Genomic DNA, 14,978 nt, shown 5'->3' with positions numbered 1-14,978 from the left:
GTGCACTGCGCCACTGACAACCGCTTCAAACGTGTCCCGAACGGGCGCGGAGGACCGCGCGACGAGTCACCGCGCATCCGAGGCCCCGGGAGGGCGGCGACCCGGCGGCGACTCTCACGCCGGCGCCATCAGGAGAGGCCGGGCCCGCTCGCGCAGCTCGACCACCCGCGGCTCGTCCCCGTACGGCTCCAGCCGGTGCAGCAGGTCCTTCACGTACTCGGTGGTACGCGCGGACGAGATCCGCCCGGCCACCTCGACGGCCCGCACCCCCTGCTCGCACGCCGCGTCGAGGTTGCCGGACTCCAGCTCGGCCACCGCGGACACGACCAGCCGCAGCCCGTGCGACCGCACGAACTCCTCCGTCGGCTTCGACAGGGCCTGCTCGGTGAAGCGCCGGACCTGCCGCGGCGCCTTCAGGTCCCGGTAGCACTCCGCGGCATCCGCGGCGAACCGGTCGTATCCGTAGAAACCGAGCCACGAGGGGTCGTTGTCGCCGGGCCGGGACCGCTCCAGCCAGCTCTCGGCGGCCTTCAGCGCCGCGCCGGCCGCCTGCGCGTCGCCCGCACGCGCGTGTGCCCGCGCCTCGACCAGCCGGAAGAAGCTCATGGTGCGGGCGGTCGCCAGTCCCCGGTTGCGCTCCAGCGCGGCCTGCGCGAGGTCCACGCCCTCGTCCCCGAAGCCCCGGTACGTCGCCTGCAACGACATGGAGGCCAGCACGTAACCGCCCAGCGGGACGTCCGCCGCCGCGCGCGCGAGCCGCAGCGCCTGGATGTAGTACCGCTGTGCGGCCTCCTGCTGTCCGGTGTCGAAGGCCATCCACCCCGCGAGCCGGGTGAGTTCCGCGGAGGCCCCGAACAGGGCGCGGCCGACCTCGTCGGAGTAGGAGCCGAGCAGCAGCGGCGCCGCCTCCACCCGCAGGCACTCCGGCACCATCGACGAACGCCAGTCCCCGCCGCCGTACTTGGAGTCCCACCGCCGGGCGTCCTCGGCGGCCTCCCGCAGCTTCTGCACGTCACTGTGGCCGACTTTGATCGGTGCCCCGGAGCCCTCGGCGGAGCCCGCCTCCCGCGCGACCGAGCTGTCGGCGGGGGTTATCAGCCAGCGTGAGGCGGGCGTTGCGTATGCGCTCACTGCGAACGACCCGGCCAGGGACTGCCAGATGCCACCGGAGCCGGCGCGGCGGCCGGCGAGGTCGAGGCGGTACAGCTCGGTCGCCGACTTGACCGCCTGTCCCACGTCCCGGGGGAAGGCGAGGCCGACTTCGGGCGCGGGATCCGCGTCCGCCAGCCCGATCTCGTGGAGCGGCACCGGACGGCCGAGCTTCTGGCCGATGGCGGCGGCGATGAGGTGCGGCGCCGCACCCTGCGGCACCATGCCCTTCGACACCCAGCGCGCCACCGACGTCTTGTCGTAGCGAAGCGTCAGACCGCGTTGCGCGCCGAGGTCGTTGACGCGTCGCGCGAGACCCGCGTTGCTGATTCCCGCGAGGGCGAGAACGGTGCCGAGCTTTTCGTTCGGCCCGCGTTGCTCCCTGGACATGCGCCACCCCTCGACACAGACGGCTGCCGCTCTGGCATAACCACGCGGCATTCGTAAACCCAGCGTAGTTCGCCGCATCCCAAGCGTTAAGGGGCATTGTTCCGGTTGGCGGGATTGTGGTCGGTACGCAGGAGCGGCCCTGCACGCACCGTGCACGGACTGTGGTCGCGTGCCCCCGCGCGTGTGGCCGTGCGCCCGCCCGTGCGCTCTTCTCCGGCCACCGGGGGAGCGGTTCCATGGCACTCGCGTGGGTCGGCCCGCTGTACTGGATCCAGTGGGCTGGGGGACACCGCCACCTTCATCCCCGCGGGTGGCGGACCGGTCCGGGAGGCGATGCCCGCCTCCCGGACCGTGCGCGCGTGCGCGTGGCCGCGCGCTGCGCCGGGCCTGTACGGAGCGTGCTCATATCCTGTGCCCCGCCGGTTATTTGGCCGAAAACCGACCCTGTCCGGTGTGATGAATTGCCGCTCCGACCATGCAACTTGGCGGCGCGAAGGGCGGGTTGGGGGAGCGCATAGGGGGCGCATTCGCGCCGTGCCACCTGCGCCCGGTCCGGCCGGGACCCGCCCCGCACGGGCCGTCCGCCCGTCAACTTCCCTGGCCCGCACGGGGAACTTCCCTCGATCGAAGGCGGTGCCGCCGCCCCTCTCCGGCGCGCCCTTCATGGCAGCATGGGGAACCGGTTCGTACGGTGCACTGGTTGTCCACAGCCTGTGGAGGCGTCCATGCGGTGGTTGGTGGGGTGGAGCAGCACCGCCGCGGGCGCCGGGACCGGCTCCGCGGGTGCCGTCGGCTACGACGGCGAGACCCTGCATCCGGTCGGCTCCCAACTGCTGTGGGGCGACCCGGATCCGCTGTGGGCCGTGGGCGACTGGCGACCGGACGAGGTGCGCGTGGTGCACGCCGACGCCCAGCACCGCATCGCCGTCCTCGGCATCTGCGGCGCCACCGACGAGGAGCTGCGGCGCGGCCTGTTCACCGCGCGCGGGGGCGCGGTGCGCCATCTGACCACCTGGCCCGGCAGCTACACGGCCGTCGTCCAGGCCGGCCGCCGGATCACCGTCTGCGGCGATCTCGCCGGCGCCCGCCCGGTGTTCCACACCCCGTGGGCCGGCGGCACGGCCTACGCCACCGCCGCGCTCCCCCTCGCCGACCTCGTCGAGGCCAACCTCGACTTCACCCACCTCGCCGCCCTGCTGGCCGCCCCGGACGTACCGGCCGCGCTGCGCGACACCACCCCGTACGACGGCGTACGGCGGATTCCGCCGGGGCATGCGCTGGTGCTGCGCGCCGGGACACGCGAGATCGCCGGGTACGAGCCGGTCGCCTCCCTCGCCGTCACCGCGCCCCCGGCCGACCCCGGCCGCGCCGTTGACGCCGTCCGGGACGCCCTCGTGGAGGCCGTCCGCACCCGGCTGGCGGCACCCCGGCACGTGCCCGACCTGGACCCCGGACCGGTGCCCGGCATGGGGCCGGCCGAGCGGCGCGCCGCGCGCGGGATGCCGGTCCCCGGCATCGGCGCCGACCTGTCCGGCGGGCCCGCCTCCGGCACCCTCGCGCTGCTGGCCGCCGGGCTGCCCGGCAGACCCGGCACGCTCCTCGGCCACGGCACCGGCGCGGGCGAACGCCTCCTCGCCGTCACGTTCAACGATCTGGCCGTGACCGGCCGCGAGGCCGAACTCGAACGGGCCGGGGTCCTGGCCGCCAATCCCCGGCTGCACCACGTGGTGGTCACCGGCGGCGAGGAGACCCTGCCGTACGCCGACCTCGACGGCCCCCTGACCGACGAACCCGGCCCCTCCCTGGTCCAGGCGGCCCGGCACCGCGCGCGGCTCGCCGCCGGCAGCGCCGACCACTTCACCGGCCACGGCGCCCGCCAGGTCCTGGACGCCCACCCCGCCCGCCTCGCCGACCTCCTGGTCGACCGCCGCCGGCGCCACCTGGTCCGGCCGGTCGCCGCGCTTGCCCGCGCCGACGGCTCGGTCCTCGTCCCCGCGCGCGTGTACGGCGCGGCCCGGCGGCTGGCCCGCACCCCCTACCGGGCGGGCCTGGAGGTGCTGGCCGAACGGCTGATGCGGCGCCGCTTCGACGAGCCCAAGGGGGCGGTCGGCGCGTCGCTCGCCGCGCTGGCCTGGGCGAGACCCGGGCCGGCCGCCCGGTGGCTGACGGGTGAGGCGCTGGCTGAAGTATCGGTTCTGCTCCAGGCGGAGGCGGACCGCTCCGGAACCGGCGTACAGCGTCCCGGCGACTACCGCGCGCGTGCGGCACTCGCCCGGCACGCCGCCGACCTGCGCGTCCTGGAACAGGCCGCGGAGATCCGCTCCCAGCGCCTGCACGCACCGTTCCTCGACAACCAGGTCGTCCGCGCCTGCCGCGACCTCCCCGAGGCCCTGCGCGTGCAGCCCGGCGCCCGCGCCGCGATCCTCCGTACGGTCCTGGAGGGCGCCGGTGTCACCGACCTCCCGGCCGGCTGGGGCGCCCCCTCCCACGTCCCCACGGCGGCGGCCGCGCGCGCGGGGCTGCGGGCCGCGGCCGACCCCCTCGTGGACCTCTTCGCCACGCCCCTGCTCGCCGACGCCGGCCTGGTGGAGGCGCGTGTCGTCCGCAAGGCCGTGCGCTCCGCCGCGGCCGGCGAGCCGCTCCCCCTGGACGGCCTGGCCGACCTCGTCTCCCTCGAACTGTGGCTCCGCCGCCTCCTCTCCCGCCGCGGCACCTGCTGGACCGGCACCCCGACCCGCTCCCGCGCGGTCCCTTCGGGGATCCAGCCGAGGCGCAGCGCGTTGACGCCGGGGGCGTGAGCGGTGGGGGTTTTGGCCGTGGGGGTGTGTGAGCGGTGGTGGCGTGAGCGGTGGGGGTTTTGGCCGTTGTGGTCTGAGCGGTGGGGGTCTGAGCCGTGTGGGCGTGAGCTGTGGGGTCTGCCGGTGGGGGTCTGAGCCGTGTGGGCGTGAGCCGTGGGGGTCTGACGGTGCGGGTTGAGCGGTGCCGGTGTCAGCCGTGGGGGGTGTGAGCGGTGCCGGTGTGAGCCTGGGGTCTGAGCGGTGCGGATGTGAGCCGTGGGGGTGCCCGAGCTTGTGATGCATCCGCGGGCCCCGTCGCGGCCGCTCGCGCAGTTTCCGTGCTCTTGGGGACGTCGGCTTCGCGGTGCCGCCGTCGCTGCGGGCAGTCGTGCCGCCGGGGGCGGTTGGGGGCGGTACCCCTCCCGGAACAAGCGGCACCCCGCCGGCGCAGGCGAGCGAAGCCCACCCCCGGCCGGCCACAGCGCGGGGCACCGCGAACGCGCCCGCCGGGGAAACCCCGTGCCCCGCCCCGGCCACCCCGCCACAATGACCAGGTGCGGTACAGAATCCTGGGCGTAACCCAAGCAGCAGACGACCAGGGGACACCCCTGCCCATCGGCGGCCAACGCCTCCGCACGCTCCTCGCCGCCCTCGCCCTCCGCCCCGGCCGCACCACCACCCCCGGCACCCTCATCGACGAGATCTGGGCGGACGACCCGCCCCAGGACGCCCCGGCCGCCCTCCAGGCCCTCGTCGGCCGTCTCCGCCGTACCCTCGGCAGACACACCATCGCCTCCACCCCGGGCGGCTACCGCCTGGAGGCGACCGAGGACGACGTCGACCTCCACGTCTTCGAACGCCTCACCCGCACCGGCACCCAGGCCCTCACCGCCGGTGACCCGGCCGCCGCCCACCGCACCCTCACCGAGGCCCTCGCCCTCTGGTACGGCCCGGCCCTCGCCGACCTCCCCGACCGCACCGCCGCCACCCGCCCCGACGCCCTGCGCCTGGAGGCGGCCCGCGCCCGCGCCGCCGCCGCGCTCGACCTCGGCCGCGCCCAGGAGGCCGTACCGGAACTGTGCGAACTGACCGCCGCGTACCCGTACGACGAGCCGCTCCACGTCCTCCTCATCCGCGCCCTGCGCGACACGGGCCGCCCGGCCGACGCCCTCGCCGCCTACGAGTCCGCCCGCCGCACCCTCGCCGACACCCTCGGCACCGACCCCGGCCCGGAACTCCGGGCCCTGCACGTGTCGTTGCTGAAGCAGGAGCACCCGGCACCCGCGGACGCCACGGCCCGTCCCCAGCCCAGGACGCCCGCCCGGCCCCCCGAGCGCACCGGGAACCTCCGCCCCCGCCTCACGTCCTTCGTCGGGCGGGAACCGGAACTCGAGGCCATACGTTCCGATGTGCACAGGGCCCGCCTGGTCACCCTCACCGGACCGGGCGGTTCGGGAAAGACCCGTCTCGCCGAGGAGGCCGCCGCCACGCTCCCCTCGGCCTGGCTGGTCGAGCTGGCCCCGCTCGACCATCCGGAGGCGGTGCCCGGCGCGGTGGTCAGCGCGCTCGGTCTGCGCGAGACCGCGCTGCTGACGGGCGACCTGGCGACCTCGCAGGCCGACCCCACGGCCCTGCTGATCGAGTACTGCGCCCCGCGCAGCCAACTCCTGATCCTTGACAACTGCGAGCACGTCATCGGCGCGGCAGCCGCCCTCGCCGAGACCCTCCTCACCCGCTGCCCCGGGCTCACGATCCTCGCGACCAGCCGTGAACCCCTGGGCGTCCCCGGTGAGTCGGTGCGCCCGGTCGAGCCCCTCGTGCCGGAGCAGGCGCACCGCCTCTTCGCCGAGCGCGCGAAGGCCGTCCGTCCCGACGCCGACGCGGTGCTCGCCGACACCGAGGCCGTGGCGGAGATCTGCCGCCGCCTGGACGGACTGCCGCTGGCCATCGAGCTGGCCGCGGCCCGGCTCAGACTGCTGACCCCGCGGCAGATCGCCGACCGCCTGGACGACCGCTTCCGCCTGCTCACCTCCGGAAGCCGCACGGTCCTGCCCCGCCAGCAGACCCTGCGCGCGGTCGTCGACTGGTCCTGGGAACTGCTGGACGAGCGGGAGCGGACCGTCCTGCGCGAGGTGTCGGTGTTCGCCGGCGGCTGGGACCTCGCGGCGGCCGAGGCCGTGTGCACCGGCCCGGTGGCGGACCTGATCGGCGCGCTGGTCGACAAGTCCCTCGTGGTCGCCGCCCCGCACCCGGACGGCACCGGCTCCGGCACCGGTATGCGCTACCGCATGCTGGAGACCATCCACGAGTACGCCACCGAGCGCGCGGCCGAGGTCCCCGGACTGCGCGCCGCGGCCGAGCGGCGCCATCGCGCGTGGGTGCGGGCGCTGGTGCAGGAGGCCGAACCGCAGCTGCGGTCGGGAGCCCAGCTCCCCTGGTTCTCCCGCCTGGAGACCGAGCTGGACAACGTCCGTGCGGCCCTGGACCGTGCGGTGCGCGCGGGCGACGAGGCCGAGGCGGGCGCCATCGTCCTGGCCATCGGCTGGTTCTGGTGGCTGCGCAACCACCGCCAGGAGGCGGTGGCCTGGGTCCGGCTGGTGCTCCGGCTGGGCGTCGCCCTGGACGCCCTGCCCCCGGGCGCACCGGCCGGCGAGGCGCTGGCGCGCGCGGAGTCCGCCGACCCGGTCGGCGCCTTCCTCGCCGCCCCCGACGGCGAGGAAGGACATCCGCTGTCCGAGCTGCGGATGGACCTGCGCATGCTCGACCTGTTCCTGACCTCCGAGACGGGTTCGGAGAACCTGGCCGCCGACGAGCGCGCCCGGGAGTACCTCGCGCGCGTGCGGGCCTACTACGAGCGCGGCGGTCCCCGGGCCGCCCGGCTCCCGGGCATCATCTGGCCGCTGACCGCCTACTACCTGGGCGGCCCGGCCGACATCCGCCCGCACATGACGACGTCCGTGGACAACGCCCGCACCCACGGCGGCGACTGGGAACTCGCGGTCGCCCTGATGTACCGCGCCCACGTGACCGTCGACTCGCCGGGCAACCTGCGCGGCGTGGACGAGGACCTGACCGAGCTGCGGACGCTCAGCCGGCGCGTCGGGGACCGCTGGATGCGGGCCCAGGTGTGCAGCGCGGCCGGCGAGGCGGCCATGGCGCGCGGCAGGTACGACGAGGCGCGCGGCGAGTACGAGGAGGCGCTGCGGCTCGCCTACGAGGTGGGCGCGTACGCCGAGTCGCCGTTCCTGCTCGCCCGGCTCGCCGAGATCTCCTACCGCTCCGGCGACCCGGAGGCCGCGCGGACCACCCTGGCCGAGGCGGGCACGGCCGCCGACCGGTACGCGGTGCCGGAGGCGCGGGCCTTCGTGCTGCTGCTGCGCGCCCACATCGCCCTGCACGACGGGCGGCCGGCCCTGGCCAGGGAGCTGTACGAGGCGATCGGCGCGGTGGTGGGGGACGGCACCCCGCCCCCGCAGTTCACGGCGGCCCGGCGGATGGTCCAGGCGCTGCTCGCGGCCGACGAGTCGGGACCCGCGCACGGGGTGCCGATCCTGGCGGACGCGCTGCGGCAGGCCGTGGCCGACCGGTGCGCCGAGTCGATCACCGCCGGTCTGGTGGACGTGGCGGCCGTCCTGCTGGCCCGGATCGGCGATCTGCCGGGCGCGCTCCGGCTGTTCGCCGCCGCGGACCACTGGCGTGACGGGCTCAGCCGGCCCGAGCCGGAGCGCAGCGAGGCCGCCCGGGTGCGCGCCGATGCCCGTGCGTCCCTCCCGGCCGACCGTTACGCCGCCGAGTGCGCCCGGGGCGCGTCCCTCGGTGTGTCCGGCGTGCTGCGGGAGCTGGGCACCGCGGTCACGGTCGTGGAGGAGGGCCGGGGCCCGGCTAGCGGCAGGTGAAGCGGGCCTCGGCCCAGTCCGCGGGCGCCGTCTCGTCGACGGCGTTGCTGTGCGGTTCCACTACGAGGCGTACGACACTGCGCCCGGCGAGGTCCACATGGACGGGGAGGGCCTGGTCGCGGCCCTTGACCATGTCCGACTGCCACAGCAGGACCCCGTCGGCGTAGACGGCGAAGGAGACCTTGCCGAGCCCGAGCGTCATGTCGTCCACGCCGGCCAGTGCGTCGTAGGAGGTGCACGGCCGGTTCAGGGCGATGGTGACGGAGGACTTGCCGTGCACGGTGATCCCGCTCGCGTACCGCCGGCCGCCGATCGACATGCCGTACCGCTGCCACACCCAGCTGCTCTCGCCCAGGACGATCTCGGGCTCGGTGCCGTCGCCGGTGGCGTCGTGGCGCAGCTCGCTCAACTCGTAGACGGCGGGCGCCGGCGGCGGAGTCGGCGTGGACGTGGGCTCGGGGGTGGAGGGCGGCGCGGTTTTCGCGGTCGGGGGCGCGGCCGGGGGTGGGGTGGGCGTCGGGGACGGCTCCGGAGCGGGGACGGCGGGCCGGGGCTCGTGAGAGGGCTGGGGCGCGGGCCCGCCGGCAGGCGAGGCGGGCGCGGGCGTCTCCGGCCGTACGACAGGCGGCCGTAGGACGGGCGGCTGGGCGGCGGGCGGTTGGGCGGCCGGTGGCTGGGCGGCGGGTGTGGACGGTGCCGACTGGGCGACCTCCTTCGCCGGATGGCTGTCGTTCACCAGGGCCAGCGCCACCGCGGTGGCCGCCACCGCGACCACACCGGCCGCGATACCGGCCTTCACCGGCGCGCCGAGCCCCTGGGAGGCAGCGGTCCCGCCCGCGCCGGACGCGCCGCCGGACGAGCCGGTGGCCGCGGCGGCGGCACCCGCCGCCCCGGCGCCGGCGCCGCCGGCCACGATTCCGAGGGCCTTGGCGTACCCGGCGGCCCCGAACCAGCCGATGACCGCGACCGGTACGACGCCGGGGATGCCGTTCGCGACCTCCTCGATCTGTGCCGCCGCCAGCCGGCACCGCGCGCATTCCGCCAGGTGTTTGCGCAGGCCCCGCTCGGCCCGGACGCGCAGCTTGCGGCGGGCGTAGGTGCCCAGCTGGTCTGCGTAGCGGGCGCACTCCTCGTCACCGGTGAGGGCGGCGCTGACATGGGCCTGGAGGTAGGCCTGCTTCAGCCCCTCGCGCGCGCGGCTGGCGAGCACGCGGGTGCCGTTGGCGTCCAGCCCGAACAGGACGGCCACCTCGCTCGGGGACTCGTTCTCCACCTCGGTGTGCCACAGCACGGCCTGCCAGCGTTCGGGCAGCGAGCGGAAGGCCCGCACGGCCAGGGACTGTTCGGCCTCGTGCAGGGCGCGCACGTCGGCGCCGAGACCGAGGGCGTCGTCGCCGGACGCCTGCGGGATGCGGGCGGCCTGCTGGGCGAAGAGGGCGAAGTCGTCGACGAGCTGCTCCCGCCGGGCGGACCTGGTCCAGTGGGCGGCGACGCGCCGCACGGAGGTCAGCAGATAGGCCCGTACGGCGTGTTCGGGGCCTGAGCCGCCGCGCACCGCCTGCAGCATCCGGGCGAAGACCTCGGCGGTGAGGTCGTCGGCGGTGTGTCCGTCCCGGCAGCAGGTGCGCGCGTACCGGCGTACCGCGTCCGCGTGCCGCCGGTACAGCTCCTCGTAGGCGGAGTCGTCGCCGGCCCGCATCCGCTCGATCAGCTCGCCGTCGGCGGGCGGCGTCTCCCGGGGCGGCAGCATGCTTCCCTCGCGCTGGGCCGGCACGCTCGTCCCACCGGAAACGCCGGACGAAGCCGGGCGCCCGCCCTGCTTCGGTACCTGCGGTGCGACCGGCCTGAGGATCTCCGCATCCCCGTCGTCGTCACCGTGTGACCCGCCCCACCCGTCAACGCCCATCGCCGACAGCCCCCGACACCGGCCCAGCCCAACCCGTCACCGGCTCAGAGTGCCATACAGATCATTTCCGGATTTCCCTCCCGACCACCCCGTCCACTCGTCCGAGCGGACTTGCCCCACAGCGCCGAACACCCTTCACCCACCCGGGGCCCCGACCGCCTCGCCCGAACGCGGCCCAGGCCGAGACGTCACCCCAGCCGCACCGCCCCGACACCCGCGAGCCCCGCCCCCGGCACCACCCACGCGCGGGACGACAAGTCCACCCCAAAGAGGGTCACCCGCACCCGACGGCGACGGCGACGGCCGCACGCCGCCACGCGCACCCGCCGAGGGCGAGTCCGCACGGGGGGAGGCCACCCGTACCGGCCTGGGACAGCCGCACGGCTCCAGCCGCAGCCGCCGGCGGCGCGTCCGTCGCACAGGGGCCGCCCGCACCCGACCGCGACAGCTGCACGGGTGGTGCGGGCGGTGGTGCCGGCGGGACGCCGAACCGGAGATCCGACGGCGGAGCCGAGAACGGCCGGCGCTCCCTACACCGGGCGGGACCGAAGCCCCTCCAGCAGGATGTCCAGCAACCGCGCCGACGCCGCGGCCTGCTGCGCCGCGTCCGGCAACGACGGCGCTGCCGTGGCGATCACGAGCAGCACGTCACCCACGGACACGTCCGCCCGCAGCTCACCCGCCGCCCGAGCCCGCTCCACCAGCTGCCCGACCACGTCGAGCAGCGCCCCGGCCCCGGCGTCGTCGGCCACCATCGCGGCCTCCTCCGCCACGAGCCGCAGCTCGGCACCCCCCGGCTGCACCCGCTGCTGAGGCACCCGAGCCTCCTCGGCCGGCGCGACCGACTCGCCCGGCCCGGTGGACCCGACCCTCAGCACGTGCGGCGGCAGCAACCGCCCCGCCCCCGACGCCACGGACGTCCGCAGGAACCGCGACAGCGCCGACCACGGCTCGTCCTCCTGCCCGAGCGCCGTCCGCGCCTGCTCGGTCAGCCGCGCCGTCTCCTCCTCGGCGATCCGCCGGACCAGCACGTCCTTGCTGGGAAAGCGCCGGTACACCGTGCCGACCCCGACCCGGGCGCGCCGCGCCACGTCCTCCATCGGCGCGCCGTACCCCAGCTCGCCGAACACCTCACGCGCCGCACGCAGCACGTGCTCCAGATTGCGCTGTGCGTCCACCCGCAGCGGGGTCGTCCGCACCCCGTCCGCTCGTCCGTTGGCCCCCGCCGCGGTCATCGCCTTCCCACCGGTCGCGATGGAGGCTGCGGATGCCCAATGAGTTTCCTGAACATGCATGTGTTTCCCCCGGTAATGACGTCTCCCCCCGGAGACTCTCCCCGCCACTGAACGCGAAGCGCGCGGAACTGGCATCGGTCCCGACCGGACCCGCCCGTCGCGGACCCGTTCGACCACATTCCCTACACTCCGTCGACACACGAACATAGTTGAGAGACAGTCAATTCAGAAGGGGCAGGTTCCGCACAGTGCGCCCCCCGATCGGAGTACGAGGTATGTACGTACCTTTTCCGCCCCTTCGCCCCCTGTAGCCCGCCCCCGCTGACCTGCCCCCTTTCGTCCCGCACCGCCACCCCGGCCGGCCCTGCGCACACCCGGCCGCCGGTCACACAAATTGCCGGGGCTGTGGACAAACACCAGCGCCGGGTGCGTCATGGGATGGTGAAGGAACGTGCGCGCATTCTGGTTGTCGGCGGCGGCTACGTCGGGATGTACACGGCGCTGCGCCTCCAGCGGAAGCTGAGGGCCGAGCTCAGACGGGGCGAGGTCGAGATCACGGTCGTCAGCCCGGACCCCTACATGACGTACCAGCCGTTCCTCCCCGAGGCCGCCGCGGGCTCGATCTCCCCGCGCCACGTCGTCGTACCGCTGCGCCGCGTCCTGGACCACTGCCACGTCGTCATCGGCGAGGTGACCTCCATCGACCACGGCGTGCGCACCGCCGCCGTCACCACGCTCGCCACCGCCGAGGAGGGCACCTCCGAACTCCTCGGCTACGACGAACTCGTGCTCGCCCCCGGCTCGGTCGCCCGCACCCTGCCCATCCCCGGCCTCGCCGAGTACGGCATCGGTTTCAAGACCGTCGAGGAGGCCATCGGCCTGCGCAACCACGTCATCGAACAGATGGACATCGCCTCCTCCACCCGCGATCCCGGGATCCGCGACGCCGCCCTCACCTTCGTCTTCGTCGGCGGCGGCTACGCGGGCGTCGAGGCCCTGGGCGAGCTGGAGGACATGGCCCGCTACACCGCGCGCTACTACCACAACCTCCGCCCCGAGGACATGAAGTGGATCCTGGTGGAGGCCACCGACCGCATCCTCCCGGAGGTCGGCCCGGAGATGGGCCGCTACACCGTCACCCAGCTGCGCCGCCGCAACATCCAGGTGCTGCTGGAGACCCGCCTGGAGTCCTGCGCCGACCGCGTCGCCGTACTCAGCGACGGCCAGCGCTTCCCGACCCGTACGCTCGTGTGGACGGCCGGCGTCAAACCGCACCCGCTGATCGCCGCCACCGACCTGCCGCGCACCGACCGCGGCCGGCTCCGCTGCACCGCCCAGCTCACCGTCGACGGCACCGAGCACGCCTGGGCCGCCGGCGACGCCGCCGCCGTACCCGACGTCACGGCCGCCGAACCCGGCGCCGAGACCGCACCCAACGCCCAGCACGCGGTCCGCCAGGCCAGGGTCCTCGGCGACAACATCGTCCACTCCCTGCGCGGCGAGCCCCTGGAGACGTACGCGCACAAGTACGTCGGCTCGGTCGCCGCCCTGGGCCTGCACAAGGGCGTCGCCCAGTTCTACGGGCGCCGGCTGAAGGGCTACCCTGCCTGGTTCATGCACCGCGTGTACCACCTCAGCAGGGTGCCCACCTTCAACCGCAAGGCCCGGGTGCTCGCCGAATGGACCCTCGCCGGGCTCTTCAAACGGGAGATCGTCTCGCTCGGTTCACTCGAACACCCCCGTGCGGAGTTCGAACTCGCGGCCGGTGGAAAGCCTCCTCACAGCCCCTCCGACGACCCGAAGGGGTCGTCCTGACCGGACTCAGGAACTCCACGGCCCGCGGCGGCGTCTGACGGTTGTCGCCCGCCGTGGCCCGCTCCCTGCCAGACTGCCCTACGACGTCGGACGGGCCACCCGCCCGCCCTAGCACCCACGAGGCTTTCCCCAAGTGAACTTCACGCGCTGGAGCGCCCGGCTCCCCGGAACGCAGCGCCGCGCCGTCGCGCGGACCGAGACGGCGGTCACCCCGGACCGGCGGGGGGAAGGCTGCGTGCCCGCGGCCCGCGCCGAACAGCCCGCCGACGGCACACCCCCGGTGCCCGCCGTCGACGAACTGCCCGCGCGGGACGTCCTGGACCGCGTCCCGGCCCTCGTCGCCCTCGTCCACGGCCCCGACCACCGCATCTCCTACGTCAACGACGCCTACACGGCGGCCTTCGGCGCCCGCCCCACCTGCGCCGCGGCCCGCGAGGCCCTGCCCGAACTCGCCGAACTCGGCCTGCTCCCGCTGCTCGACCAGGTGCTGCGCAGCGGCAAGCCCCGCACCCTGAAGTCCCGCAAGGCCGTCGACGGCCGCTCGTACACCTTCACCTGCACCCCCGTCGCCGAGGACGGCGACCGCGACGCCGGCGTGCTCGTCTTCGCCACGGACGTCACCGACCACGCCGAGGCCGCCGAACGCCTGCGCGCCAGCGAGCGCCGCCAGCGGGAGACCGCCGTCGCCCTCCAGCGCTCCCTGCTCCCGCAGGAACTCGAACAACCCGACGACCTGCGCATCGCCGCCGTCTACCAGCCCGGCGGCACCGAGGCCGCGGTCGGCGGCGACTGGTACGACGTGATCACCCTCGGCGGCGGCCGCACCGCCCTCGTCATCGGCGACGTCATGGGCCGCGGGGTGCGCGCCGCCGCCGTCATGGGCCAGCTGCGCACCGCCGTCCGCGCCTACGCCCGCCTCGACCTGCCCCCGCACGAGGTGCTCCAGCTGCTCGACGGCCTCGCCGCCGAGATCGACGCCAACCAGATCGCCACCTGCGTCTACGCCGTCCACGACCCCAACGAGGGCCGCCTGGTCTACGCGTCGGCCGGCCACCTGCCGATCCTGGTCCGCGACGAGAGCGGCACGGTGTCCCGCGCCGCGGAGCCCACCGGCCCGCCGCTCGGCACCGGCGGCTGGATCCACGCCTCCGGCTCCATCGCCCTCGGCCCCGGCGCCACCGCCGTGCTCTACACCGACGGCCTGGTCGAACGCCGCGACGAGGACCTGGACGAGGGCATCGCCGCGCTCGAAGGCGCCCTCGCCGGAGCGACCGGCACCCCGCAGGTCGTCTGCGACCGCCTGGTCCGCTCGGCCGGCGTCACCGCCGACCACGACGACGACGTGGCCGTCCTCGTCCTCCAGCACCCGGCGCGTACCGGCCCCGACGGCGACCTCTTCCGCAACGCGGCCCTCGAACTCCTCGGCGGTGTCGAAGCCGCCCCGCGCGCACGTGCCTTCGCCTCCGGTGTCCTCACCAGCTGGCGCTTCCCCGCCGAACTGCACGACCTCGGCGTCCTCGCCACCAGCGAACTGGTCGCCAACAGCCTCCAGCACGGCACCCCGCCCATGCGGCTCCGGCTCCGCCGCACCGACCGCCGCCTGATCGTCGAGGTCACCGACGGCGACGACCACCTGCCGAGGCGCCGCCGCGCCGAACCCGGCGACGAGTCGGGCCGGGGCATCGCGATCGTGGCGACCATCGCCTCCAACTGGGGCTGCCGCCGCACCCCCGGCGGCGGCAAGGCGGTCTGGTGCGAGTTCGTCCTGCCGAAGGCAAAACACTGACCCGCCGGGGCCCCGGGCAGCGCG

The 14,978-nt window shown here is 75.2% G+C and carries 7 protein-coding genes; 4 read left to right on the top strand and 3 right to left on the bottom strand.

Annotated features, from left to right (window positions below; translation table 11 throughout):
• Positions 1 to 114: 114 nt before the first annotated feature.
• A complete protein-coding gene (locus S1361_RS19040) occupies positions 115 to 1,539 on the bottom strand; it encodes an NsdA family TPR-like regulatory protein (RefSeq protein WP_208033035.1) in 1,425 nt (474 codons plus the stop codon).
• A 725-nt stretch (positions 1,540 to 2,264) separates the two neighbouring features.
• Between S1361_RS19040 and S1361_RS19035 the strand changes: the two genes are divergently transcribed.
• Both S1361_RS19035 and S1361_RS19030 read left to right on the top strand, forming a co-directional pair.
• Positions 2,265 to 4,337, top strand: a complete 2,073-nt coding sequence (locus S1361_RS19035; RefSeq protein WP_208033034.1) for an asparagine synthase-related protein — start codon at positions 2,265 to 2,267, stop codon at positions 4,335 to 4,337.
• Positions 4,338 to 4,870: 533 nt separating this feature from the next.
• Positions 4,871 to 8,212 carry an AfsR/SARP family transcriptional regulator gene (locus tag S1361_RS19030; RefSeq protein WP_208033033.1) on the top strand — a complete coding sequence of 1,114 codons (3,342 nt, stop codon included), beginning with the start codon at positions 4,871 to 4,873 and terminating at the stop codon, positions 8,210 to 8,212.
• On the opposite strand, the gene S1361_RS19025 is transcribed toward S1361_RS19030, so the two are convergent.
• Positions 8,199 to 10,118 (bottom strand): sigma-70 family RNA polymerase sigma factor, encoded by a 1,920-nt coding sequence (locus S1361_RS19025; RefSeq protein WP_208033032.1) that lies wholly within the window; start codon positions 10,116 to 10,118, stop codon positions 8,199 to 8,201. The two genes, S1361_RS19030 and S1361_RS19025, sit on opposite strands and share 14 nt — an antisense overlap.
• A gap of 530 nt (positions 10,119 to 10,648) precedes the next feature.
• Positions 10,649 to 11,413 carry a TetR/AcrR family transcriptional regulator gene (locus S1361_RS19020; protein ID WP_208033031.1) on the bottom strand — a complete coding sequence of 255 codons (765 nt, stop codon included), beginning with the start codon at positions 11,411 to 11,413 and terminating at the stop codon, positions 10,649 to 10,651.
• A gap of 378 nt (positions 11,414 to 11,791) precedes the next feature.
• On the opposite strand from S1361_RS19020, the gene S1361_RS19015 reads away from it, so the two are divergent.
• Positions 11,792 to 13,168, top strand: a complete 1,377-nt coding sequence (locus tag S1361_RS19015) for an NAD(P)/FAD-dependent oxidoreductase (protein ID WP_208033030.1) — start codon at positions 11,792 to 11,794, stop codon at positions 13,166 to 13,168.
• Between the two features lie 133 nt (positions 13,169 to 13,301).
• Positions 13,302 to 14,954, top strand: coding sequence for an ATP-binding SpoIIE family protein phosphatase (locus tag S1361_RS19010; protein WP_208033029.1), 1,653 nt, complete (start codon positions 13,302 to 13,304; stop codon positions 14,952 to 14,954).
• Positions 14,955 to 14,978 lie beyond the last annotated feature (24 nt).

The organism is Streptomyces cyanogenus, from assembly GCF_017526105.1.
In the GTDB taxonomy this organism is placed as follows: domain Bacteria; phylum Actinomycetota; class Actinomycetes; order Streptomycetales; family Streptomycetaceae; genus Streptomyces; species Streptomyces cyanogenus.
This window is presented reverse-complemented; position numbering and strand designations above follow the sequence as displayed.

Bases quoted from the DNA above. Each gene is read 5' to 3' on its own strand.
- S1361_RS19035 (WP_208033034.1), top strand. From the start codon at position 2,265: ATGCGGTGGTTGGTGGGGTGGAGCAGCACCGCCGCGGGCGCCGGGACC.
- S1361_RS19040 (WP_208033035.1), bottom strand. From the start codon at position 1,539: ATGTCCAGGGAGCAACGCGGGCCGAACGAAAAGCTCGGCACCGTTCTC.
- S1361_RS19020 (WP_208033031.1), bottom strand. From the start codon at position 11,413: ATGCATGTTCAGGAAACTCATTGGGCATCCGCAGCCTCCATCGCGACC.
- S1361_RS19025 (WP_208033032.1), bottom strand. From the start codon at position 10,118: ATGGGCGTTGACGGGTGGGGCGGGTCACACGGTGACGACGACGGGGAT.
- S1361_RS19015 (WP_208033030.1), top strand. From the start codon at position 11,792: ATGGTGAAGGAACGTGCGCGCATTCTGGTTGTCGGCGGCGGCTACGTC.